Source organism: Chromatiales bacterium (genome assembly GCA_014762505.1).
Classification (GTDB): Bacteria; Pseudomonadota; Gammaproteobacteria; order SpSt-1174; family SpSt-1174; genus SpSt-1174.
Map to the genome: position 1 here is coordinate 1 of JABURS010000035.1, position 23,003 is coordinate 23,003.

Below are 23,003 nucleotides of genomic sequence, written 5' to 3' on the forward strand. Positions count from 1 at the left end.
TCACCATCCTCGCCCGCAAGCTCGCCCGTATCGCCTTCGCCATCCTCAAAAACGGAGCCGACTATGTGCCGCGAAAACCTTGTCTTGCGACATAGAATCTCCTACAGCCAATACCAAGTTTCGTAGGAGCGCCGCGAGGCGCGATCAGGGGCGGCACTCCGCCCAAACATGGCCATCGCAGCTCGCGCAGCAGCGTTAGGCGTAGGAGCCGAGCCCCCTCGGCGATTATCTAGCGCGCCAGAACCCCATCGGCCAGAGGGCTGGCCTCCTACATCAATGAACCACCCCGGGCACCACCTCTGCCGATACTGCCTGCGGGGGTTCCTGGTATTCCGGCACCAGCGTCCGCAGCCGTGCCTTGAGGGTGTCCACGTCACGCTCCTGGCAGGCGCCGAGCAGCTCGGCCAGCTCCTCGCGCAGCACCGTCCACTCGGTCTTGCGGGCCTCGGCGAGCAGAATCTTGGGATGGCTGGTGCCGATGAGGTTCTCCGAGCCGTGGAACAGCTCCTCGTAGAGCTTCTCACCGGGCCGCAGGCCGATGTACTCGATGGCGATGTCCACCTCCGGCTCACGGCCGGCCAGGCGGATCATCTGCCGGGCCAGGTCCACGATCTTCACCGGCTCACCCATGTCCAGCACGAAGATCTCGCCACCCTTGCCCATGGCCGCCGCCTGCAGGATCAGGCTCACGGCCTCGGGGATGGTCATGAAATAGCGGGTGATCTCCGGATGCGTGACGGTGATCGGCCCGCCCGCCTCGATCTGCTTGCGGAAGAGCGGCACCACCGAGCCCGCCGAGCCCAGCACGTTGCCAAACCGCGTGGTGATGAAGGCCGTACTCGCACGCTCGTTCAGCGTCTGACAATAGATCTCGGCCGTACGCTTGCTGGCACCCATCACGTTGGTGGGGTTCACCGCCTTGTCGGTGGACACCAGCAGGAACTTGCGCACCCCGTATTCCACCGCCAGGTCCGCCACCACGCGGGTGCCGAAGACATTCGTCTTCAGCCCCTCGGCCGGATTCTCCTCCACCAGCGGCACATGCTTGTAGGCCGCCGCATGCAGCACTACGTCCGGACGGAAGGTCTCGAAGATCCAGCGCATGCGCGCCTCGTCACGCACGTCGCCCAGCAGGGCCGTGACCTGCCGATCACCCTTGTACTGATTAATCTCCTGGTCGATCTGGTACAGATTGAACTCACCGTGATCCACCATGATCAGCTGCGCGATCTCGTAGCCACACACCTGCCGACACAGCTCCGAACCGATCGAGCCACCGGCACCCGTCACCAGCACGCGCATACCATCCAGAAAACCATGGATACTGGAATCATCCAGCTGAATGGCCTGGCGCCCCAGCAGGTCGTCGATACGGATCTCGCGCAGACGCGTGACATCGATATCGCCATGGGCCAGCTCGGCCAGTGAGGGCAAGGTCACACAGCGCAACTCGAGGCTGGCACAGGTCGCCACCACGGGGCGGATCAGGGCCGAACTGGCAGATGGCATGGCGATCAGCACCACATCCACACCCTCACGCCGGGCCACTGCCTCCAGATCACGCAATGCACCCAGAACGCGCACTCCCTGCAATTCCTTGCCTTTCTTGCCCGGATCGTCGTCTAGAAACCCTACCGGATGGTATCCATCTCGACGCAACAGGTCGCGGACCAGCATCTCTCCAGCAGAACCCGCTCCAAGTATCAGCGCACGATTCGTCGCCTCGCGCGTCAACTTCAGCTGATGATCCTTGAACCAGCGATAGAGCAGGCGCGGCCCCGTCAGCCCCATCAAGAGAAACACCGGATAGAGCAGAATCACTGAACGCGGTACGCCTTGCAGATGCAACAGCAGAAAATGCACAGCAAAGGTTGCGCCTGCACCCACCGCCACCGCCTTCAATATGCGCACCAGGTCCGGGATGGAGGCGAAGCGCCAGATGCCGCGATAAAGACCGAACAGCCAGAAACAGGCAAGCTGCACAGGCAAGGCAATCGACATGATCAACAAGACACCAGCAACCTGGCCCTGTGGCATCACCTCAAAATTGAAACGAACCAGGTAGGCCAGCAATAACGCCAGCGGAACCCAGGCCGCATCATGGAGCAAGGCCAAGAATCGCTTCAGAGTAGCCCAGCGTTGCTTTTGTTTGCGCATTTCCTGTTATCCATGATCGCCTTGCCCTGAAAAGGAAGATTATAGTTACCGTACGATACGGTCACCAGAACCCTTTCCAATCACAGTCATGATGATGTAGCCGAAATAGGACTTGAGTGTGAGATTCGCCAGCATCGCCTGGTCAGTTTCAGCCAACAACACCGGGGTGGACATATCGATGCCCTTCACCTGCGCCAGCCCGGTAATCCCTGGCCGCGCACCAAAGACACCCCGACGCGCACGCTCCTCGATCAATTCGTCCTGGCTGAAGAGACAGGGTCTGGGGCCTACCAGGCTCATCTCGCCCTTCAGCACGTTCCACAGCTGGGGCAGCTCGTCCAGCTTGGTACGACGCAAAAACCGCCCGAACCGGGTAACAGCACCCGCATCCGCCAGATGCGTCGCCACCGATGCCGTATCCGGGCGCATGGTGCGAAACTTCACCAGCACAAAGGGCTTCTGATGCCGCCCCACACGCTCCTGACGAAACAACGGCGAGCCGGTATCAAGCAACCCGATAAGCCACAGCAGCGCCAACACCGGCAGACCTACGACCAGCCCCAGCAGCGCGAAGAGCACATCGAAGAAACGAATCAAGGAAACCTCCAAACACACCCCATAGACGCCAGGGCCGAGAGGCGCCAGGCAGCACCGCGGGCACCGAGCCCCCGCGGCGAATGTAGGAGCCGAGCCCTCTCGGCGATTAATACCCCGGTGCCAAAACCCTATCGGCCAGGGGGCTGGCCTCCTACAAGGGCAACACATAGGGCGGCCCACGGCCGCCGTCAGGGTAAGAAGATCCAATGCACCAAACACCGACACTGTAGGAGCCGAGCCCTCTCGGCGATTAGCCCCGGCGCCAAACCCTATCAAACAGAGGGCTGGCCTCCTACGCCAAACGGCGCCACCGCCCGTCTCAGACCCTCGTCCACGCTCACCGGCGGCTCCCAACCCAGCAGATCCCGCGTCTTGGAGATATCCACCTGCAACGACCCCAGCAGCCGTCTTGCCACATCCCGTTTACCCAACAGGATAGCACCGGCCTGCAAGGCCCATACCGGCACAGGCAACAATCGCGTCGGCTTGCCCATTGCCCTGCCAATCCGCTCAAGCAACTCAGTCGTAGACAAATCCTCGCCATCAGAAGCCAGAAACACCTGATTGGCAGCCGCCGGATGGTCAAGACAAGTCACAATGAGATCCATGAGGTTGTCCAACCCCACCAGGCTGCGCCGATTCTGCCGCACTGCCCCCAGGGGCAAGGGCACACCCTTGGCCACCCAGCGTAGCAGCGTAGCGAAATTTCCCTTCACGCCCGGACCGTACACCAGCGGCGGGCGGATGATCACCACCTCCATGCCGGTTTCCCTTGCCAGCTCGAGCAATCCCTGCTCCGCCTCCCATTTCGAGAGTCCATAGGCATCTTCTGGAGTCGGCGGGTCATCCGCATGAAACGGGCGCCCGCTTTCTGTTTGCTCGCCATTCACCTTAATCGAACTGATAAAGACAAAACGACGAACTCCAGCTTCTGCAGCCTGTCGCGCCAGATTGAGGGTTCCGTGAACATTCGTGAAGCGGAACTGTCCCAACGGGTCTGGAGCCTCCTCCTTCATTATATGCACGCGAGCCGCCGCATGAACCACTACAGAAACACCAGAAAGCGCCCCGCGCCAATCAGAGTCCGGCGTGAGCCCCGGGACCAACACCGTTGCAATATCACGGGTAACCCCCATGCTACCGATGCGGGTCGCGACGCGTGGGTTCCACTTCCCATCTAATAGAATCCGCGAAGACAAGGCACGCCCGACGAACCCAGTGCCACCTGTAATCAAGACATTGTGATGCAACAGTAATCAATCTCCGCAAGTTCACATGAAACATCCAAGCGCACTCACAACCATATCGAAACAGATATGATTTTAAATCTTCAATCACACCAACAATCGATGTGATCAAAACCATCTGAAGCCATGCCGCCGAAAGAATATCCATGCCGAACGCAAGAACATTCTAATATGCCGCCAACCCTTACGTGCCGCGCGTCCGCCAGAATGCACGATCTCCACTTCCGGACAATAGGCGATCTCGCCGATCTCGCGAATCCTGATCGACAGGTCAAAGTCTTCGAAATACATAAAGAACCGTTCCGAAAACCCACCAATACCAACGAGCGGCTCACGTCGAGCCAACATGAAACACCCGCTCGCGATAGGAATGCCGATTTCCACCTCATCACGACAGACGTCTCTCATTTCATAGTTTGAGAGACGTTCACGGAAAACCTTTCGCAGCCATTCAGGAGCGAACCCTCGCAGGAAAAGATCGAAGATAGAAGGATAACGCTTACACAGGTATTGCTGATTACCACCTGGCCAGAATGCTTTTGGAGAGACCAGAACCACATCCCTGTTTCTAGCCAGGCACTCCAGCCCCTTGCCAATCGATTCCGAATGCAATGACACATCTGGATTCAGAATCAAATGAACTTCTGCATCACTCGCGGCTATAGCGAGATTATGCCCAGCACCGAACCCGATATTACCATGTCCAGTTATAACATCGCGACGCTCGAATGCAGAGACCACCTCCGGCGAGTCGACCAGCCCAACAAGCAGTTCATAGTCGCTCTGCGTTGGCCCATTATCGACCAGTGTCAACCTGGACGCAGAAAGCGCCCCCGTTTCTTTGGCTTTTGAAACAGCCACAGACAGACTTCGCAAGGTATTCGCCAACTCTCTCTTCGATGGCGCATATGCGACGATTGACACCGAAAGACTGGATGGCCATATCATCTGTTAACACCAGACTCTAATAACCCATCATACGACACGATACCTATCCAATGGATAACAAGAACAGAAAGAATCCCCATTCCCACGAAATTGAACAGCATCGGATTCGTCATTGACGCCGGCAAGAACGCACTTAATGCAGGGAGGAGAGCCGACACTTCATTCGGCGTATTATTCAGCAAGCGATATGAAGTGACGAATATTGACAGAAAGAAAATCACCCAACTCAGGGTGCCTATAACACCCAATTTCATCAGCAGTGCAAATGGCACCATTTCATATGAATAAGGCACCGACGGATCACGTATATCTGCGATGCTCGCCCCATAGCCCCAGCCAAACCATGGACGAGCTACCCAAGCCTCCAGAAGCTGGCGGACCTGCTGAATACGAACATTCATGCTAATATCATTTTCTGATCCCAAGGCCGCTGCACGTTGCGCGGCACTACCGCCTTGCAAGCTATCGACAGCCAAAAACCCAGCAATAACAATCATGAGCCATATCACGAAGGCATCGGGCTTAATTTCGAGCGAACGCTGCTTTAGTACAAGAGCCAAAAGGGCAAACACACCAATAATCAGCCCAATCCAGATTCCACGTGAGTACGAAACATAAACACCACCCACAAGACCAATGAGGCAAACAAGCCGCAAAGCATTATTACGCGCAACGAGGGGAAGATAAAATATCGCAGGCAACAACCAGATCGATGAAATCCAGAAGACCCGAAAGAAGCCATCGCCCATGGTTCCTACGTAAATTGATTTTGCTTGAAACAGATCGTTTAGAGCATCACCAATGAGCGCACGAATATCCGGAAATATATTACCGACAAACCAGATCGCCAATTGAAACCATCCAAGCAGTGTCGCCAGAGTGACAATCATTGATATAAGATAGACATGAGGCTTATCACTATCGCTACTTGCCAACACGAACACAATGGGCACAACCATAAAAACAAGGGATTTCGCATCAGACCAGGCCGTCATTACTGACCCACCTGCAAACATCGGTATCAGCAACACCCAGACAGCGTTACATATCAAAAAGACGGAAACCAGAAGCAATGGAAGGCGAATTGAATCACCCCAAATGCGTCGATTCCTGAGCGCAAAATACCCCAACACCACTAGTGTTGCGAAGAACAGCAAATATCGAACATGATTATCTGGGGCTACTCCCCTAGGCCCCATGAGAATTAAATCGATGACCAGCATTATCGGCACCAGCCAAAGGATTTGCTGTGGCTTAACCATCAGAAGCATCAAGCGACCCCCTCTCTCGACTGCTCTCTGCTTTAGAAAACCACACCTCAACACAAGGCTTGAAGATAGATGACGATCTCTATTCAAACAGTACATATATTTTCTACTGGGATTTGAAACACCGCTTTAGTATTCTGGATGACTAAACGCAGCCAAACACCCATTCAAAGCCAAAAGCGATATGATCCACACCCAATCATAGGTCGACCAATGAAAAAGAAACTCTTCATACTTCTCGGCACGTATAACGGATCAAAATACGTTCGAGAACAAATCAAGAGCATTCAATATCAGACGCACGAAGATTGGGTCTTATTGGTACGTGATGACGGCTCATCCGACGAGACGGTCGAGCTTGTCGACGCTCTCGCCCAGGACGATCCACGGATAACCATCCTGGACGACGAGCACGGTAACGTCGGCGCATCACGTAACTTTTCCCTGTTGGCACAGGAAGCACTTCGCCAAGACGCTGACTATGTCATGTTTTGCGATCAAGATGACATCTGGATGCATGATAAAGTTTTCGTGTCTCTCAATAAGATCAAGCAAGCTGAATCCGCGGCAAAACCCAACACACCCGTGCTGGTTCATAGCGACCTGACCGTAACTGATGAAAAACTCTGCCTCATTCATAGCTCGTTTCTCAAGATGCAACACATCAGACATGAAGCGCGCCATCCCCTCGAAACATTACTTGTACAGAATTTTGTCACAGGCTGCACCTGCATCGCCAACAAGCATCTTGTAAAGATAGCCGAGCCGGTGCCTACCGAAGCCCTTATGCATGATTGGTGGTATGCCCTTGTGGCCGCACACACAGGAATTATCGATTATATACCCGTGCCGACACTGCTATATCGGCAGCACGGGCACAACACAATCGGGGCCAGCAATTACTGGTCAAGGATAAACCCCTTCACCACTCGACTAGCTCAAAAGCTCTCCAAAAACGAAAGAAACTATATTCAATCGATAGGACAAGCTTGCGCACTCGCCAATCGATTTACATACACAGACACACGGGAACAAGAAATAGCCCGCAACTACTGCACAGTCCTAAAGTTTTCTCCCTGGTGGAGACGAATTCTATTCCTCGTAAAATACCGCATCCGGCGCCAGAACCCGCTCTTGAATTTTGTTTTATATTTGAGGGCTGCACGAACGAAACCAAGAAACGACTCTTGCGACCTCAGCAATACGAATAATTAGCATGAATAACCAATGCCTATTAATAACCCACTCCTCAGTAAGCACCGAGCAGGCGATACTGCGTTACGATATTATTTTATGGCCGCCACGGTAAGGAATTCGCGCTTCATTGGATCTTTCGCTGCAGCCTCACGATAAGTCTTCCATTGATGCTGAAGCAACGACGCCCATTTTCCAGCTTGCGTCCACGGATCCTCGCCAGCCTCAATAGCCTCGCTAGCACCGAACACGGTTGGGATCACTGGATTGTGGGGCATGATTTCGATCCTCTGGAAGCCAGCCTTATTCAACAGCAATGTCAGACTCTGTTGATTAAACAACATGAGATGCCGGGGCGGCTCTAGGCCACGCCAATTAACCCCATACTTCTCATGCCCCTGAGCATTGATATTAGGGGTTTCCAGCCATAGACGACCATCGGGCTTTAGCGCCCGGTAGCAAAGCGATAGAAGACGTTCGGGTTGATGCACATGCTCGATGACATGGGACAAGGTGATTTGGTCAAACATGCCATCGAATTGCGCGAGCTCATCGACCCCGCCCTGGATTACATCGAGCCCTTTATGCTTCGCCGCTTTGACCGCCTCCAGATCGAAGTCGATACCCCGAACTTCCCAGCCCGCGTTTTTTATCACTTCAAGAAACTCACCATTCCCGCAACCGAAGTCCAATAAGCGTGCACCAGAATTTGGCTTGGGCATATGCCGCATTGAGGCATCAATGGCACGCCTTTTCTCTGGCATTAGCAACGCGAGGAGAAATCCCAGCGGAAACGAAGGACGTGTCGATGTCCCGTAACGCCAGTTTCGGTAACTATTACCGACCAATCTTCTAAGTCGCGCGACCAATCCTTTCGGCATGACGTCGACATCGTTACCCTGTTGATGCGTAAAGTAGACGGAGTACGCCAATCCGATTGCCGCCTGATTTGGCCTCGGGTCTAGATAGACTGTGCCGCACTCGCCACACGCATACATACTCCACTTTCCCGGCGCGCAAAAAAAGATGCGATCGGTGAGGTCCTCGTACAACAACCGTCGCCGTTGCCCCCCGCACACAGGGCAGGCGGACACCTCCTCGATCCCATCTTCTGGCCAGGCTCTTTCGCCACAGCTTGCGAGACTATTCTCTTCAAAATGACTATCTTTCACCTGACCACCCTATACATCTCTTTACCATGTGTTCGCACGATTCCGCTCAACTGCAAAGTAGTCCCGCGCCAGTCTTATCGCAGGGACTACCGCAATAGCAATAGCGACGAATAATCCAAAAGCCCGTAGTATAATACTCTCCAGCCACCACGCCATCGCCGCGCTGGAAAGCGTTGCCACCAACAGCAACAATATGCGGCGAAACGTGTTTCTTAGATCAGGGAATTGTAGGGCCGCCAGCAGGGTCAACAGCAGCGTATCGAACATCACTCGCAGCGCCCACGCAGCGGCAGTTCCGGCGATTCCGAATTGATCGGTCATGAACCAAAGCAGGATGATATAGGGGACCAACTCCGCAAGGTGGGCTTTCGCTACAAGATCGGGACGACCCCCGCTTTGTAACAGCGTAAATGGCCCCTGCGCAAGGACGTTAACCAACCACCCCAGAGCCAGCCATTTCACCACCACGGTCGACTGCTCACGAAACTCCGGACCGATCCATATCTCCAATCCTTCCGGAGCAAAAAAGAAGAAGAGCGCGGTAATCGGCAGCATGAGGATAAACAATGCCGACACCCCCGTGTGGAACAGCCGACCGAGGCGTTCGCGATCCGAGACTATAGCCGCCGCCATCGCGGGGAAAAGGACCCCCATCACGGCAACCGATACTAGCTGCACCCGAGAAAGCACTTCATACGGCGTCACATAAAAGGTAACTGCCGTCATGGACAAGAGGGCCCCGATCAGGAAGCGATCGAAGTACACCATCAACGGGCCAATGACATTCGTGACTGTTAGCCAACCACCGAAGTTGAATAAAGCTTTTATCAAGTGCCTTTGTGGCCCTTTCAGGCTTAGAAGCTCAGGCCGGGAACCGGCCGCCATCCAAAAGTAGAACCCGCTCGCGATAACGCGCGCACCGAGAATGGCACTGGTCGCCCAGACCAAACTCGGCGAGAACTGAAGCGTTATCAGCGGCAGCACGAACGTCAGCACGCCCATCGGGATCCGAACAACCATGATTCGACCGAAGCGCTGATGCGCCTCCAGAATACCAACCAACGCCGAGGTCACGACAACGAGGGGCAAGCCGAGCGAGAGCACACGGAACGCGAGAACCGCCTCATCTTCCAGCGATGCCGGAACATTGAATATCTCACGGATGAGGGGACCAGCCCCCCATAATAGGAGCGCGGCGCCTAGAGAGCCGAAAGCCAGAATCAGAAAAAGGGCGCTCCAGAGCAGCGACCCCATGTCGCCCTGCTTGCCGCTACCCAGTCGCTCGGATACGAGCTTCGTCAAGGCTCGCCCCATCCCCATGTCGAAAAGACTGAAGTAACCGACACCCATCCAGATAATCGCCAGGAGCCCAAAGCGCTCCTTCCCCATCCCATCGATTAGAAGCGGGATAGAAATCAGACCAACCAACAACGGGGCCAGTAAACCGGTGAAATTCCAAACCATGCTCCTGACGAGTTGCCCACCGGAAGCATGTGTTCTAGCAGTTTTTACCATCAGGAAGGGTTAAGACAAATCAATCACGCGAGTCACCGCTTGCCTCAATGCCTTTTTCCAATGAACACCATCGTCACCGATCGCATTCCGCATCGTTTGCTTGTCAAGCAGCGAAGAGACAGGGCGGCGCGCAGGAGTCGGATAACTGGATGTCGGTATTGGTGTCACACGACATGCACCGAATGTAAAGCCTGCAATCTCGGCCAATTCCCCGATCGCGCAGGCAAAGTCATACCAGCTAGCAGCCCCCGCATCGGTCCAGTGTTGCGTACCAGTCACATTGCGGGCCATCGCCGCCACGATGGCGTTCGCCAGTGAGTGTGCGCTCGTGGGAGTTCCCACTTGGTCCTCCACGATTCGCAGCTCGTCTCGCTCCCTCATGAGCCGTAGCATCGTGAGCAGGAAGTTGTGACCATGGGGGGCATAGACCCATGCGGTACGCAGGATCAGTGCCCGATCACCTAACGCCTCTCGCGTGACGACCTCGCCAGCAAGCTTGCTCTCGCCGTATACGTTAATCGGATTTACCGGATCACCTGGAGCATAGGGGCGTGCTTGCTCACCATCGAACACATAGTCCGTCGAAATCTGAACCATTCGGGCATTGATATCAGCCGCCGCCTGGGCCAAGTGTTTCGCGCCATCACGATTGATGGCAAAGGCCAATTCCGGCTCGGACTCGGCCTTATCCACAGCCGTATAAGCCGCCGCGTTGATCACCCAATCGGGTCTGATGCGATTAACCGCCTCGGCGACGGCCTTTCGATCCGTGATGTCCAGCGCATTACGATCCAGCGCCAGCAGCTTCACACCCTCGGGCATGACCTGTTGCAGGGCGACACCCACCTGGCCGCCCGCCCCGGCCAGCAGGATACGGTGCCCTGCCAACGCCTCCTGCAGGTTGATGGCATTCATGCGACTGCTCCCGTGTACACGGGCAGCTGTTCAGGCGGTATCTCGGCCAGCAGCCGGGCCTTACCGTCCTTGCTGGACAACGAGGGTGAGCCAACCGGCCAGTCGATGCCGATGGCGGCATCGTTCCAGAGCAGGGAATGCTCGCAGTCGGGCGCGTAATATCCGGTGCACTTGTAGGCGAACAGTGCTGTGTCGCTTGTGACGCAGAAGCCGTGCGCAAAGCCCTCGGGAACCCACAGCTGGCGCTTGTTCTCGGCCGAAAGCATGTAGCCCACCCACTGCCCGAAAGTCGGCGAACCGACGCGGATATCCACAGCCACGTCAAACACTTCCCCTTGCAGCACGTAAACGAGTTTGCCCTGCGCGTTGGGCTGTTGAAAATGTAGACCACGCAGCACCCCGCGTTGCGAGAAGGACAGATTGTCCTGCACGAAGGGCCCGGGGATACCGGCCTCGGCGTAGCGCTCGGCCTGGTAGGTTTCCATGAAGAAGCCGCGGTCGTCGCCGAACACTGCTGGCTCGACGAGCAGGACGCCGGGCAGTTTTGTCTCCTTGACCTGCATCAGAACACCTGCTCGGTAAGCAGGCGCAGCAGATACTGCCCGTACCCGTTCTTTTGGAGCGGCAAGGCCAGCTGCTCAAGATGGTCGGCGGTAATATATCCCATGCGATACGCGATCTCTTCCGGGCACGCGACCTTGAGGCCCTGGCGCTTCTCGATAGTCTCAATGAACGTGGCAGCCTCAAGAAGAGAGTCATGAGTCCCCGTATCGAGCCAGGCCATGCCTCGACCCATGATTTCGACGGTGAGCTGTTCCTGTTGCAGGTACTGCTTGTTTACGTCTGTGATTTCCAGTTCACCACGAGGAGATGGCTTTAGCGACGCAGCAATGTCGATGACCTGGTTATCATAAAAATAAAGTCCTGTGACGGCGTAACGCGACTTGGGTTGCACAGGCTTTTCCTCCAGACTGACCACCCGACCGTTCGAGTCGAACTCCACTACGCCATAACGTTCCGGGTCGGTTACCGGATAGGCAAAGACCGTTCCGCCAGCATCCTTTTGGGCCGCCCGCTGCAACTGCGGCGCAAGATCATGTCCATAGAAGATGTTGTCACCCAGTACCAGTGCGCAGTTATCAGAACCGATGAAATCCTTGCCGATAATGAACGCCTGAGCCAGTCCATCCGGTGAGGGCTGCACGGCATATTGGATATTCATCCCCCATTGACTACCATCACCCAGCAACTGCTCGAAACGCGGCGTGTCTTGTGGCGTGGAGATCAGGAGCACATCCCGGATACCTGCCAGCATCAACGTACTCAGCGGATAGTAAACCATCGGCTTGTCATAGATTGGCAGCAATTGCTTCGAGATCGAATGCGTGATCGGATACAACCGAGTGCCAGAGCCACCAGCGAGAATGATTCCTTTAGTCATTATTCATCTGTCTTCTTATATCAATGAGTTTTCAGCAGGCCCATACCCAGCCGCTCGCCCTGATAAGTCCCGTCCTGGACATGACGACACCATTCTGCGTTGTCCAGATACCAGCTGATGGTTTTCTTTAACCCGGTGTCGAAGGTTTCTTCCGGCACCCACCCAAGCTCCTGCTCGATTTTTGTGGCATCGATGGCATATCGTTGGTCATGACCCGGGCGGTCGGCGACAAAGGTCATGAGATCTTCGTAACACGACACGTTCAGGTCTGTAGACTGGATCGGGACCAATTCTTGAAGAATGGAACAGATGGCTTTGACCACTTCGAGATTGGTCTTCTCGTTGTGACCACCGATGTTATAGGTCTCACCAAGGCGGCCTTGTTCCAATACCAACCATAGGGCTCGGGCATGATCCTCTACGTGTAGCCAGTCACGCACATTGTCGCCCCTGCCATAGATGGGCAACGGCTTTCCATCCAGGGCATTGAGAATCATCCGTGGGATGAGCTTTTCCGGGAACTGATACGGGCCGTAGTTATTGGAGCAATTGGTCGTGACGACCGGAAAACCATAGGTATGATGCCAGGCACGCACGAGGTGATCGCTGGAGGCCTTGCTGGCCGAGTAGGGTGAATTGGGCTGATAGGCCGTCTCTTCCGTGAAGTAGCCGGTCTCACCCAGGCTGCCATACACTTCGTCGGTAGAGACATGGTGAAAGCGGAACGCTTTCTTTCTTTCACCTACGAGCCCGTTCCAGTAGTCGCGGGCAGCCTCCAGTAACGTGTAGGTACCAACGATGTTGGTCTCGATGAACGCAGCAGGGCCGTCGATGGAGCGGTCCACATGCGATTCGGCAGCCAGATGCATAACAGCGTCCGGCTGATGCTCGCCAAAGACGCGATCCAGCGACTTACGGTCGCAGATATCCACCTGTTCAAAACGATAGCGCGGGTGCTCAGAAATGCTCGCAAGCGATTCGAGATTACCCGCATAGGTGAGCTTGTCTAGGTTGACGATCTCGGCATCCATATGTTCGATCGCATGCCGAATCACGGCGGAGCCGATGAAACCAGCCCCGCCGGTAACAATAACCTTCATTGATAAAGACTCCATTTGGCATTTAGCCAATCGTACGAGGGCTCGTCGACGGGACTTGCAGCCTTATCTATCTATTTCGTAGAACAGTTACGGCTTCGGTTTGCCACACGCATTGCCCTGCCCGAAACGACCTCGCCTAGCCAGCACATACCCCCATTGAAAGGGTGACTGCATGTTACCGAATTACAACGTCGTTTTTGAGCCTTTTTGTCAGTAAATTGTTGCAGATGGTCGCAGATTTCGTGGCCATCGGCGTAGGAGCCGAGCCCTCTCGGCGATTATCCCTCGTGCCAGAACATTAGGCTGGCCTCCTACACCAGGCAGCGCACGGTGGGAGCCGGGCCCTTTCGGCGATTATCCCTCGCATCAGAACCCCATCGGCCAGGGGGCTGGCCTCCTACACCAGGTGGCGCACCGTGGGAACCGGGCCCTCTCGGCGATTATCCCTCGCATCAGAACCCCATCGGCCAGGGGGCTGGCCTCCTACGGGGTGGGGAATGAGGCGTCAGACGAACGGGCCTGTCGAGCAGGTGAGTTCGTAGCTGATGGTGCCGGCGTGGGTGGCGACTTCGTCCATGGGGATGGTGGGGCCCCAGAGTTCGACGGGGTCGCCGACGCGGGCGTCGATGCCGCGCAGGTCGATGGTGACCACGTCCATGGAGACGCGGCCGGCGAGGGCGGTGCGCCGGCCGGCCACGGCGACGGGGGTGCCGGAGGGGGCGTGGCGGGGGTAGCCATCGCCGTAGCCGATGGCGACGCAGCCGATGGGCATGTCTTCGGGGCAGGTCCAGTCGCCGCCGTAGCCGATGGCATCGCCCCGCCGGGCCTGGCGGATGGCGATGAGCGGGGCGGTGAGGGTCATCACCGGGCGCAGGCCGAGGTCGGCGGCGGGGGTCTCGGCGAAGGGCGAGCCGCCGTAGAGCATGATGCCCGGGCGTACCCAGTCGCGATGGCTGTCGGGACGGCTGAGGATGGCGGCCGAATTGGCGAGGCTTTGCGGGCCGGCCAGGCCGCCGGTGGCCCGGTCGAAGGCGGCGATCTGTTCGTCGGTGACGGGGGAGCCCGGCTCGTCGGCGCGGGCGAAGTGGGTCATGAGGCCGGGCGGGCCGGCGACATTGGCGTGGGCACTGAGCGCCTGGTAGAGCCCGGCCACCTCCTCCATCGCCACTCCCATGCGGTGCATGCCGGTATCGATCTTGAGCCAGACGGCCAACGGCTGCGGCAGGCGGACGGCATCCAGCAGGGCGCATTGCCAGGCCTGGTGCAGGCACAGGCTGATGCCCCTGTCGGCGGCCGCGCGCAGTTCGTCCGCGTCCCGCGGGCCCTGCAGGGCGAGCACGGGCAGCCGGATGCCGGCCTCGCGCAGGGCCAGGGCCTCGTCCACGCAGGCCACGGCCAGGCCGTCGGCGGCCTCCCCTGCCCCCCCTGCCGCCAGGGCCTCGGCCACGCGCAGCATGCCATGACCGTAGGCGTCGGCCTTCACCGCGGCCATCACCCGCGCGCCGGGGGCGGCGGCGCGCACGCGACCGAGGTTGTGGCGCAGGGCGGCGAGATCGAACTGCGCGCGGGCGTGGCGGCGCATCAGAAGCCCTCGTTGGAATAGATCTCGGGGGTGAAGTTCTCGAACTTGGTGTACTGGCCGAGGAAGGTGAGGCGCACGGTGCCGATGGGGCCGTTACGCTGCTTGCCGATGATGATCTCGGCCGTGCCCTTGTCGGGGCTCTCGGGGTTGTAGACCTCGTCGCGGTAGATGAAGACGATGACGTCCGCATCCTGCTCGATGGCGCCGGATTCGCGCAGGTCCGACATGACCGGGCGCTTGTTGGGGCGCTGCTCCAGCGAGCGGTTGAGCTGGGAGAGTGCGATCACCGGCACGCTGAGTTCCTTGGCCAGGGCCTTGAGGCCGCGGGAGATCTCGGATATCTCGGTGGCGCGGTTCTCGCCGGCGCGGCTGCCGGCCTGCATCAGCTGCAGGTAGTCGATGACGATGAGGCCGAGCTCGCCGTGCTCGCGCATCAGGCGCCGGGCGCGGGCGCGGATCTCGGTGGGGCTCAGGGCGGGGCTGTCGTCGATGAACAGCGGCACCTCGGTGAACATGGACACGGCGCTGGTGAGCCGCGGCCAGTCCTCCTCCTCCAGCCGGCCGGTGCGCAGGCGCTGCTGGTTGATGCGCCCCATGGAGGAGAGCATGCGCATGGCGAGCTGCTCGCCCGGCATTTCCATGCTGAAGATAGCCACCGGCGTCTTGCGCTTGATGGCCGCGTATTCGGCGATGTTCATGGCGAAGGTGGTCTTCCCCATGGACGGGCGGCCGGCCACGATGACCAGGTCACCCGCCTGCAGGCCTGAGGTCATCTCGTCGAAGTCGTTGTAACCGGTGGGCAGGCCGGTGATGGGGTCGTCGCGCTCGAACAGGCTGTCGATGTGCTCGACGGTGTTCTTCAGCAGCGACTTGATGCTGCGAAAGCCCTGCTGGGCACGGGCCCCGCGCTCGGCGATCTCGAAGACGCGGCGCTCGGCGTCGTCCAGCAGCTCCTTGCTGTCGCGCCCGTCGGCGTTGTAGCCGTTGTCCGCGATGGCGGTGCCCACCTCGATCATGCGCCGCAGGATGGCGCGCTCGCGCACGATGTCGGCATAGGCGCGGATGTTGGCCGCGCTGGGGGTGTCCTTGGCCAGGGTGCCGAGGTAGGCCAGCCCGCCCACCGTCTCCAGCTCGCCGCGGCTCTGGAACCACTCGGAGAGGGTGACGACGTCGAAGGGGCTGCTGCGCTCGGCCAGGTCGGCGATGGCGCGGAAGATCAGGCGGTGGTCGTGGCGGTAGAAGTCCTCCTCGCCCACGCGGTCGGCGATCTGGTCCCAGGCGCTGTTTTCCAGCATGAGGCCGCCGAGCACGGCCTGCTCGGCCTCGATGGAATGCGGCGGGACCTTGAGGTCCTCGACGGAACGCTGATGGCGGTTGCTTCTGCTGGCGACTTCGATCATGCGAACACCTCAACGCGGTCGACGTCCCCGGCAGGACGCCGGGCGGATGTGGCAAAAAGGCTAGTGTACCCCGTCAGGCCCGGTGGCGGAGAGGGACAAGTCACGGGACAGGGAGGTGAAAAGCTGTGGATAGCATGTGCGCAACGGCGGACGCCGCTGACACGGACCGTGACCGCCGGCCCCGGGGGGCCGGCGGAACGTGCGATGGGGTGCGGCCTCAGGCCTGTTCTTCGCCGACGACGATGACCTTGACCAGGGCGTCGACGTCGCTGTGCAGGTGCACTTCGAACTCGTACTCGCCGGCCGCGCGGACCGGGCCTTCGGGCATGCGCACTTCGCGCTTTTCGACTTCCACACCGGCCGCGGCGGAGATCGCCTCGGCGATGTCCTGGGTGCCGACGGAGCCGAACAGCTTGCCTTCGCCGCCGGCCGCGGCGGTGATGGTGACTTCCAGGCCGTCGATCTTGGCCTTGCGGGCCTCGGCGGCGGCCAGGGCCTCGGCGGCGGCCTTCTCGAGCTCGGCGCGGCGCGCCTCGAACTCGGCCACGTTCTCCGCGGTGGCATACTTGGCCTTGGCCTGCGGGATCAGGAAGTTGCGCGCATAACCGGCACGCACCTTGACCTTGTCACCGAGACCACCCAGGTTTTCGATCTTTTCCAGCAGAATGACTTCCATCGCACTCACCTTTGAAACGTCAATGTCGGCGTAGACGCCGATTTACTCGTTGCCCCGCGCCCCGGCGCCCGCCCGGGCGCGAAAGTCCGCGAAACAGTCGATGACCCCGAACGCGGTGAGCATCGCCACCGCGTAGGTCGAAAACGGCGGCAGCAGCAACAGCACGTACAGCGCCACCATCCAGCCCATATGCCACTTGTACAGCCGGGCCAGGCCGTGCGCCAGGGCCAGGCCCTGGAGCAGAAACATCGCCGCCGTCACCAGCGCCAGCTGACCCAGCAGCCGGCTGTCGAGCAGCAGCATGCCGAGCACCAGGCCGATGACCAGGCCCGCCGGCCAGAGCCCGAGCCGCAACGCGCGAAACTCCTCGCCAAAGCCGCCCGGGTTGTAGAGCGCGGCCTGCCAGTAGCGGCCGATCACCAGCATGAAGGCCGTGCCCAGCATCAGCGCCACGGCCAGCACGGCGCTCATGAGCCCGGCCAGGCGATCCAGCACCTCGTCGACCTGCGCCGGCGGCATGCCACCCTCGGCGAGCAGGGGCGCCATGCCCTCTGCCAGCGCCTCACGCCAGGTGGCCGTCATCTCCGGCCACAGCAGCTGCGCCAGGAGCAGCAGCCCCAGGGTGAGCAGCAGCAGGGCCTGCAGCGTCAGCCGCCAGGAGACGGTGCGGCGCAGCAGCTCGGCGAAGAGCAGCGGCGCGAGCCACTGCCCCAGCGCGAACAGCAGGCCGAGCTGCGGCACACCGGCCATCACCCAGCCCAGGATCGTGAGGGCCAGGCCGCTCAGCAGCGCCACGCTGGCGCCGGCCGCCAGGCCGAGTCGCAGCGTGACCAGGACCACCGCGGCACCGCTGAGCAGCGCCACCGGCGGCAGAAACAGGGCCAGGACCGCGAACCCGACGGCCGCGGTCACGGCCTGGATGCGGCCCGCCATGATGAAATCCGCGAGCCCACGCATATCCGTTCACCGGCGGCCCGGGTCTCCCCGGACCGTCAGATCCGTTACGGTTCGTGACGATCCGTGTACGGCAGCAGGGCCAGGAAACGCGCACGCTTGACGGCGGTGGCGAGCTGGCGCTGGTAGCGTGCCTTGGTGCCGGTGATGCGGCTGGGCACGATCTTGCCGGTTTCGGTGATGTAGTTCTTCAGCGTGGCGAGATCCTTGTAATCGATCTCTTCGACGCCTTCGGCCGTGAAACGGCAATACTTCCTGCGACGGAAATAACGAGCCATTGCTCTTACCTCATCTCAACAATTCGATTGTCTGCGCATGCAGCACAATCCGGTAACTTTCATCGCGGTAACTGCTGCGGGATACAAAACCCTCGACAACAACGCGATCCCCTTCCTGCAGCGAGCCGGCCACCGGGGCCAGGGTCTCGCCGCTGGCGACGACGGCGATCTGACAACGCGCTTCGCGCGGCATCCCGGCCTCCACCTGGCTGGACTCATGGGCCAGCGTGAAGCGGTGGATGGGAATGCCCGCCGGGGTGATCCGGGACTCGACCTGGCCATGGAGCTGGCCGTCGCGCCGCAACCGGTTGACCCCCGCGGTCATCGACTTACTCGTCGTCGCTGTCCTCGTTGTCGTCCTGACGCGAACGCGGACGCTCATCGCTGTCGTCGGAACCCTTGGCCAGCGGAGAGGCCTCGGTATGCGCCTTGTTCATGCGCATCACCAGGTTGCGGATCACGGCGTCGTTGAAACGGAACGCGCTCTCCAGCTCCTCGATGGGCTCCTGGCCGCATTCCACGTTCATCATGACGTAGTGGGCCTTGTGGATCTTGTTGATGGGGTAGGCGAGCTGACGGCGGCCCCAGTCTTCCAGGCGATGCACCTTGCCCTCGGCGGCCTCGATAATGCCGCGATAGCGCTCGATCATCGCCGGGACCTGCTCGCTCTGGTCCGGATGGACCAGGAAGACGATCTCGTAGTGACGCATGTTGTACTCCTTGCGGATCATAGCCTCCCGCCATGCGAGCGGTGAGGCAAGGAAAAAGAACCGTTTCCGGTCCATGAAAGGCGCGTGATTCTACAGTTGCAAGCCGCGAGTTACAAGTCGCAAGTGGCAAGTCGGGAGTCACAAGTTACAAGCCCCCCCCCGATCGGGCCCCGTAGGAGCGCCGCGAGGCGCGATTGCGGGGGTGGCGGCTTCGTTCCGGCATGGCCATCGCAGCTGGCGCAGCTCCTACAGCGGTAGCCGGCACCTGCCGTGAGGTGGGGGGTCAGGAGCAGGCATCCCCCCACCGTAGGAGCGCCGCGAGGCGCGATTGGGGGGGTGGCGGCTTCGTTCCGGCATGGCCATCGCAGCTGGCGCAGCTCCTACAGCGGTAGCCGGCACCTGCCGTGAGGTGGGGGGTCAGGAGCAGGCATCCCCCCACCGTAGGAGCGCCGCGAGGCGCGATTGGGGGTGGTGGCCTCCTTCCGGCATGGCCATCGCAGCTGGCGCAGCTCCTGCAGCGGTAGCCGGCACCCTGCTGCCCCCGGGAGGGCGGATGCGGCGGGCGTGGCCCGCCCTATGGCTGGCTTGCCACTTGCGACTTGTCACTTGGAATTCGCAACTTGCCGCTGCCGCAGGGCCTCGTACAGGCAGACGCCGGTGGCGACGGAGACGTTGAGGCTTTCGACCTGGCCGCGCATGGGGATGCGGACGAGGTGGTCGCAGTGTTCGCGGGTGAGGCGGCGCAGGCCGCTGCCTTCGGCGCCCATGGCCAGGACGCAGCCGCCGGTGAGGTCGACGTCGTAGAGCTCGGCGGCGCCCTCACCGGCCGCGCCGACCACCCACAGGCCCTGCTGTTTCAGGGTTTCGAGGGTGCGGGCGAGGTTGGTGACCTGGATGAAGGGCACGGACTCGGCGGCCCCGCAGGCGACCTTGCGCACGGTGGGCGTGAGGCCCACGGCCTTGTCGCGCGGCACGATGACGGCCGCCACGCCGGCGGCATCGGCGGTGCGCAGGCAGGCGCCGAGGTTGTGCGGGTCTGTGACACCGTCGAGCACCAGCAGCAGCGGCTGCGGGTTGGCGGCGAGGATGTCGTCCAGCGCCTCCTCGCCCAGGGCCTCGGGGGCCTGGTAGTGGGCAACCACGCCCTGGTGGCGGTCGCCGCCGGCCTCGCGCTCGAGCTGGCGGGCATCGGCCTGTTCGACGCGGATGCCCCGCTCGCGGGCCAGGTCCAGCACCTCCTTGAGGCGCCGGTCGTGCCGGCCGCGGTCGACCAGCAGCCGGGTGATGTTCTCGGGGTCGTTGCGCAGGGCAGCGGTGACGGCGTGCAGGCCGAAGATGCGGCTGTCTCGACTCATGGCTTACTCAGGCGTTACCGCCGTCCGCCTTCTTGCCGGCCGGCTTGCGGCGACGCTTCTTCTTGCTCTTGGCCCGCGGCCGGTCCCCGTCGGGCGAGGCGTCCTCGCCCTGCTTGCCGCCCTCCTTCTTGCCGGAGCGCTTGCCGTCGGCCTTCTTCCCCGACTTCTTCTGGCCGGTCTTCTTCCGGCCCGGTTTCTTCCCCTCGCCCTCGGCGCGACCGCCGTCGCCCATCTCCTCGGCGGCCGGCATGAAGTCGATCTTGCGCTCGTCGAGATCCACCCGCGCGACCTGCACGCGGATCGGGTCGCCGATGCGGTAGACACGGCCGCTGCGCTCGCCGGTCATGCGGTGGCCGATGGGGTCGAAGTTGTAGTAGTCGTTGGCCAGGGAGGTGACGTGCACCAGGCCCTCGACGTAGATGTCCCTGAGCTCGACGAACAGACCAAAGCCGGTGACGGAGGTGACGTAGCCGTCGAACTCCTCGCCCACCTTGTCGAGCATGTACTCGCACTTGAGCCAGTCGACCGCGTCACGGGTGGCCTCGTCGGCGCGCCGCTCGGTCATGGAGCAGTGTTCGCCCATGGTGACCATGTCCTGGTGGTCGTAGCGGAATTGCTCGGGCCGGCCGCCCTTGATGAGGTGGCGGATGGCGCGATGCACCAGCAGGTCCGGGTAGCGGCGGATGGGCGAGGTGAAGTGGGTGTAGTAGTCGTGCGCCAGCCCGAAGTGTCCGGTGGGATCGGGGCTGTATACGGCCTGGCGCAGCGAGCGCAGCAGCACGGTCTGGATGAGGTGCGCATCCGGGCGCTTGCGGATCTGCTCCAGCAGCGCCGTGTAGTGGCCGGGCTCCGGCTCGTCGCCGCCGCCCAGACTCAGGCCCACCTCGCCCAGGAACTCGCGCAGGGCCTCGAGCTTGTCGGCGTTGGGGCCCTCGTGTACGCGGTGCAGGGCGGGGATCTTGTGGTCGCTGAGGAACCTGGCGGCGCAGACGTTGGCCGCGATCATGCACTCCTCGATGACCTTGTGCGCGTCGTTGCGCTCGTAGGGCACGATGCGCTCGATCTTGCGCCCCTCGCCGAAGACGATCTTCGTCTCGGTGGTCTCGAAGTCGATGGCGCCGCGTTCGTCACGCGCCTTGCGCAGGGCATGATAGAGCGTGTACAGGTGATCGAGGTGCGGCACCACGTGGGCATGGCGCTCGCGCGTGGCGGCGTCCTTGTCGACCACGATCTGCGCCACCTCGTCGTAGATGAGGCGCGCGTGCGAGCGCATCACCGCATCGAAGAAGCGGTGCGAGGCGATGGTGCCGTCGCGATTGATCTGCATTTCGCAGACCATGCACAGGCGATCGACCTGCGGGTTGATGGAGCACAGCCCGTTGGACAGCACCTCGGGCAGCATGGGGATCACGCGCTCGGGGAAGTACACCGAGGTGCCGCGCTTGAAGGCCTCGGTATCCAGGGCGCTGCCCGGCAGCACGTAATGGGAGACGTCGGCGATGGCCACCAGCAGGCGCCAGCCGTCGGCGGTGGGTTCGCAGAACACGGCATCGTCGAAGTCGCGCGCGTCCTCGCCGTCGATGGTGACCAGCGGTGTGTCGCGCAGGTCGGTGCGGCCCTGCTTGGCCGACTCCGGCACCTCGTCGCCGAAGCCCAGCGCCTCCTTTTCCACGTCGTGCGGCCACTCGTGCGGCAGGTCGTGGGCGCGGATTGCCACGTCGATCTCCATGCCGGGGGCCATGTGCTCGCCCAGCACCTCGATGACGCGCCCGATGGGCTGGTTGCGGCGCGAGGGCTGCTCGGTGATGGCGGCGATGACGATCTGGCCGTCCTTCGCCTCGCCCTGCTCGCCGGCCGGGATCAGCACATCCTGACTGATGCGCTTGTTGTCCGGCACGACGAAGCCGATGCCGCGCTCGTGAAAGTAGCGCCCGACGATCTCCTCGTGGCTGCGTTCCAGCACCTCGACCAGCGCGCCTTCGCGGCGGCCGCGGCGATCGAGCCCGACCACCCGCACCACCACGCGGTCGCCGTGCAGGATGGAGCGCATCTCGCGCGCGGAGAGGAAGACGTCGTCGCCGCCCTCGTCCGGCACCAGGAAGCCGAAGCCGTCCGGATGGCCGATGACGCGGCCGGCCACCATCTGCGCACGGGCGGCAGGCAGGTAACAGCGGCGGCGGTTGCGCACCAGCTGGCCGTCGCGCTCCATGGCGCGCAGGCGGCGGCGCAGGGCCTCGCGACCGTCCTCGTCCTCGATGGTGAGGAGCTCGACCAGGCCTTCGTAGTCGACCGGGCCGGCGTCCTCGATGACCTCGAGGATCAGCTCGCGGCTGGCGATGGGGCGCTCGTACTTGGTGGCCTCGCGCTCGAAGTTCGGATCGGCGGGGAGATTGTTGCTGTTTCGTTTGGTCATGCGTTTTCCAGTCTGGCCCTCCGGCACGGATTCGTGCGGGCGGGCGGATTTTTTTGATTGCATTCCGTCCGGGATGATTGA

Annotated in this window: 21 protein-coding genes; 1 reads left to right on the forward strand and 20 read right to left on the reverse strand. The window is 60.7% G+C overall.

What is annotated here, in order from left to right:
* Nucleotides 1–273: 273 nt before the first annotated feature.
* The 5 genes from HUJ28_06870 to HUJ28_06890 all read right to left on the reverse strand — a co-directional run bounded on the left by HUJ28_06870 (nucleotide 274) and on the right by HUJ28_06890 (nucleotide 6,220).
* Nucleotides 274–2,157, reverse strand: coding sequence for a polysaccharide biosynthesis protein (locus HUJ28_06870; protein ID MBD3619175.1), 1,884 nt, complete (start codon nucleotides 2,155–2,157; stop codon nucleotides 274–276).
* A 45-nt stretch (nucleotides 2,158–2,202) separates the two neighbouring features.
* Nucleotides 2,203–2,754, reverse strand: coding sequence for a sugar transferase (locus HUJ28_06875; protein ID MBD3619176.1), 552 nt, complete (start codon nucleotides 2,752–2,754; stop codon nucleotides 2,203–2,205).
* 272 nt (nucleotides 2,755–3,026) lie between these two features.
* Entirely contained in the window at nucleotides 3,027–4,004 is a 978-nt protein-coding gene (locus HUJ28_06880; GenBank protein ID MBD3619177.1) for an SDR family oxidoreductase, read from the reverse strand.
* A gap of 105 nt (nucleotides 4,005–4,109) precedes the next feature.
* Nucleotides 4,110–4,925: a glycosyltransferase family 2 protein gene (locus HUJ28_06885; protein MBD3619178.1), complete on the reverse strand. Its 816-nt coding sequence runs from the start codon at nucleotides 4,923–4,925 to the stop codon at nucleotides 4,110–4,112.
* A 20-nt stretch (nucleotides 4,926–4,945) separates the two neighbouring features.
* A complete protein-coding gene (locus HUJ28_06890; GenBank protein ID MBD3619179.1) occupies nucleotides 4,946–6,220 on the reverse strand; it encodes an O-antigen ligase family protein in 1,275 nt (424 codons plus the stop codon).
* Nucleotides 6,221–6,430: 210 nt separating this feature from the next.
* Here HUJ28_06890 and HUJ28_06895 point away from each other — a divergent pair, with 210 nt between their 5' ends.
* The gene (locus HUJ28_06895) at nucleotides 6,431–7,432 is read left to right on the forward strand and encodes a glycosyltransferase family 2 protein (protein ID MBD3619180.1); all 1,002 of its coding nucleotides are present in this window, start codon (nucleotides 6,431–6,433) and stop codon (nucleotides 7,430–7,432) included.
* Between the two features lie 71 nt (nucleotides 7,433–7,503).
* Here the strand turns inward: HUJ28_06895 and HUJ28_06900 are convergent, their stop codons facing one another.
* The 15 genes from HUJ28_06900 to rnr form a co-directional block, all read right to left on the reverse strand.
* The gene (locus HUJ28_06900; protein ID MBD3619181.1) at nucleotides 7,504–8,292 is read right to left on the reverse strand and encodes a class I SAM-dependent methyltransferase; all 789 of its coding nucleotides are present in this window, start codon (nucleotides 8,290–8,292) and stop codon (nucleotides 7,504–7,506) included.
* Nucleotides 8,293–8,604: 312 nt separating this feature from the next.
* Nucleotides 8,605–10,047, reverse strand: coding sequence for a flippase (locus tag HUJ28_06905; GenBank protein ID MBD3619182.1), 1,443 nt, complete (start codon nucleotides 10,045–10,047; stop codon nucleotides 8,605–8,607).
* 60 nt (nucleotides 10,048–10,107) lie between these two features.
* Nucleotides 10,108–11,013 (reverse strand): dTDP-4-dehydrorhamnose reductase, encoded by a 906-nt coding sequence (rfbD, locus tag HUJ28_06910; protein ID MBD3619183.1) that lies wholly within the window; start codon nucleotides 11,011–11,013, stop codon nucleotides 10,108–10,110.
* A complete protein-coding gene (gene rfbC, locus HUJ28_06915; protein ID MBD3619184.1) occupies nucleotides 11,010–11,576 on the reverse strand; it encodes a dTDP-4-dehydrorhamnose 3,5-epimerase in 567 nt (188 codons plus the stop codon). Before rfbC ends, rfbD begins: the two co-directional genes overlap by 4 nt.
* Nucleotides 11,576–12,454: a glucose-1-phosphate thymidylyltransferase RfbA gene (gene rfbA / locus HUJ28_06920; GenBank protein ID MBD3619185.1), complete on the reverse strand. Its 879-nt coding sequence runs from the start codon at nucleotides 12,452–12,454 to the stop codon at nucleotides 11,576–11,578. The genes rfbC and rfbA overlap by 1 nt, the downstream gene beginning before the upstream one ends.
* A 20-nt stretch (nucleotides 12,455–12,474) precedes the next feature.
* Complete coding sequence (gene rfbB, locus HUJ28_06925) at nucleotides 12,475–13,554, reverse strand: dTDP-glucose 4,6-dehydratase (GenBank protein MBD3619186.1); 1,080 nt, start codon at nucleotides 13,552–13,554, stop codon at nucleotides 12,475–12,477.
* A 505-nt stretch (nucleotides 13,555–14,059) separates the two neighbouring features.
* Nucleotides 14,060–15,136 carry an alanine racemase gene (alr, locus tag HUJ28_06930; protein MBD3619187.1) on the reverse strand — a complete coding sequence of 359 codons (1,077 nt, stop codon included), beginning with the start codon at nucleotides 15,134–15,136 and terminating at the stop codon, nucleotides 14,060–14,062.
* Nucleotides 15,136–16,536 carry a replicative DNA helicase gene (gene dnaB / locus HUJ28_06935; protein ID MBD3619188.1) on the reverse strand — a complete coding sequence of 467 codons (1,401 nt, stop codon included), beginning with the start codon at nucleotides 16,534–16,536 and terminating at the stop codon, nucleotides 15,136–15,138. Before dnaB ends, alr begins: the two co-directional genes overlap by 1 nt.
* A gap of 217 nt (nucleotides 16,537–16,753) precedes the next feature.
* Nucleotides 16,754–17,212 carry a 50S ribosomal protein L9 gene (rplI, locus tag HUJ28_06940; protein MBD3619189.1) on the reverse strand — a complete coding sequence of 153 codons (459 nt, stop codon included), beginning with the start codon at nucleotides 17,210–17,212 and terminating at the stop codon, nucleotides 16,754–16,756.
* A 42-nt stretch (nucleotides 17,213–17,254) separates the two neighbouring features.
* A complete protein-coding gene (locus tag HUJ28_06945; GenBank protein MBD3619190.1) occupies nucleotides 17,255–18,169 on the reverse strand; it encodes a DUF2232 domain-containing protein in 915 nt (304 codons plus the stop codon).
* Between the two features lie 44 nt (nucleotides 18,170–18,213).
* Nucleotides 18,214–18,444: a 30S ribosomal protein S18 gene (rpsR, locus tag HUJ28_06950; GenBank protein MBD3619191.1), complete on the reverse strand. Its 231-nt coding sequence runs from the start codon at nucleotides 18,442–18,444 to the stop codon at nucleotides 18,214–18,216.
* Nucleotides 18,445–18,454: 10 nt separating this feature from the next.
* Nucleotides 18,455–18,769 (reverse strand): primosomal replication protein N, encoded by a 315-nt coding sequence (gene priB, locus HUJ28_06955; GenBank protein ID MBD3619192.1) that lies wholly within the window; start codon nucleotides 18,767–18,769, stop codon nucleotides 18,455–18,457.
* A 4-nt stretch (nucleotides 18,770–18,773) separates the two neighbouring features.
* Nucleotides 18,774–19,154 carry a 30S ribosomal protein S6 gene (rpsF, locus tag HUJ28_06960; GenBank protein ID MBD3619193.1) on the reverse strand — a complete coding sequence of 127 codons (381 nt, stop codon included), beginning with the start codon at nucleotides 19,152–19,154 and terminating at the stop codon, nucleotides 18,774–18,776.
* Between the two features lie 602 nt (nucleotides 19,155–19,756).
* Nucleotides 19,757–20,509 (reverse strand): 23S rRNA (guanosine(2251)-2'-O)-methyltransferase RlmB, encoded by a 753-nt coding sequence (gene rlmB / locus HUJ28_06965; GenBank protein ID MBD3619194.1) that lies wholly within the window; start codon nucleotides 20,507–20,509, stop codon nucleotides 19,757–19,759.
* A gap of 7 nt (nucleotides 20,510–20,516) precedes the next feature.
* A complete protein-coding gene (gene rnr / locus HUJ28_06970) occupies nucleotides 20,517–22,922 on the reverse strand; it encodes a ribonuclease R (protein MBD3619195.1) in 2,406 nt (801 codons plus the stop codon).
* Nucleotides 22,923–23,003: the final 81 nt, after the last annotated feature.

Excerpts from the sequence above, each read along its gene's own strand:
- rfbA (MBD3619185.1), bottom strand. The coding sequence starts at position 12,454 with ATGACTAAAGGAATCATTCTCGCTGGTGGCTCTGGCACTCGGTTGTAT.
- HUJ28_06870 (MBD3619175.1), bottom strand. The coding sequence starts at position 2,157 with ATGCGCAAACAAAAGCAACGCTGGGCTACTCTGAAGCGATTCTTGGCC.
- dnaB (MBD3619188.1), bottom strand. The coding sequence starts at position 16,536 with ATGATCGAAGTCGCCAGCAGAAGCAACCGCCATCAGCGTTCCGTCGAG.
- HUJ28_06895 (MBD3619180.1), top strand. The coding sequence starts at position 6,431 with ATGAAAAAGAAACTCTTCATACTTCTCGGCACGTATAACGGATCAAAA.
- rlmB (MBD3619194.1), bottom strand. The coding sequence starts at position 20,509 with ATGAGTCGAGACAGCCGCATCTTCGGCCTGCACGCCGTCACCGCTGCC.
- rfbC (MBD3619184.1), bottom strand. The coding sequence starts at position 11,576 with ATGCAGGTCAAGGAGACAAAACTGCCCGGCGTCCTGCTCGTCGAGCCA.
- rpsR (MBD3619191.1), bottom strand. The coding sequence starts at position 18,444 with ATGGCTCGTTATTTCCGTCGCAGGAAGTATTGCCGTTTCACGGCCGAA.
- rpsF (MBD3619193.1), bottom strand. The coding sequence starts at position 19,154 with ATGCGTCACTACGAGATCGTCTTCCTGGTCCATCCGGACCAGAGCGAG.
- rnr (MBD3619195.1), bottom strand. The coding sequence starts at position 22,922 with ATGACCAAACGAAACAGCAACAATCTCCCCGCCGATCCGAACTTCGAG.
- rplI (MBD3619189.1), bottom strand. The coding sequence starts at position 17,212 with ATGGAAGTCATTCTGCTGGAAAAGATCGAAAACCTGGGTGGTCTCGGT.
- HUJ28_06945 (MBD3619190.1), bottom strand. The coding sequence starts at position 18,169 with ATGCGTGGGCTCGCGGATTTCATCATGGCGGGCCGCATCCAGGCCGTG.
- alr (MBD3619187.1), bottom strand. The coding sequence starts at position 15,136 with ATGCGCCGCCACGCCCGCGCGCAGTTCGATCTCGCCGCCCTGCGCCAC.
- rfbD (MBD3619183.1), bottom strand. The coding sequence starts at position 11,013 with ATGAATGCCATCAACCTGCAGGAGGCGTTGGCAGGGCACCGTATCCTG.
- HUJ28_06905 (MBD3619182.1), bottom strand. The coding sequence starts at position 10,047 with ATGGTTTGGAATTTCACCGGTTTACTGGCCCCGTTGTTGGTTGGTCTG.
- priB (MBD3619192.1), bottom strand. The coding sequence starts at position 18,769 with ATGACCGCGGGGGTCAACCGGTTGCGGCGCGACGGCCAGCTCCATGGC.
- rfbB (MBD3619186.1), bottom strand. The coding sequence starts at position 13,554 with ATGAAGGTTATTGTTACCGGCGGGGCTGGTTTCATCGGCTCCGCCGTG.
- HUJ28_06900 (MBD3619181.1), bottom strand. The coding sequence starts at position 8,292 with ATGCCGAAAGGATTGGTCGCGCGACTTAGAAGATTGGTCGGTAATAGT.
- HUJ28_06890 (MBD3619179.1), bottom strand. The coding sequence starts at position 6,220 with ATGCTTCTGATGGTTAAGCCACAGCAAATCCTTTGGCTGGTGCCGATA.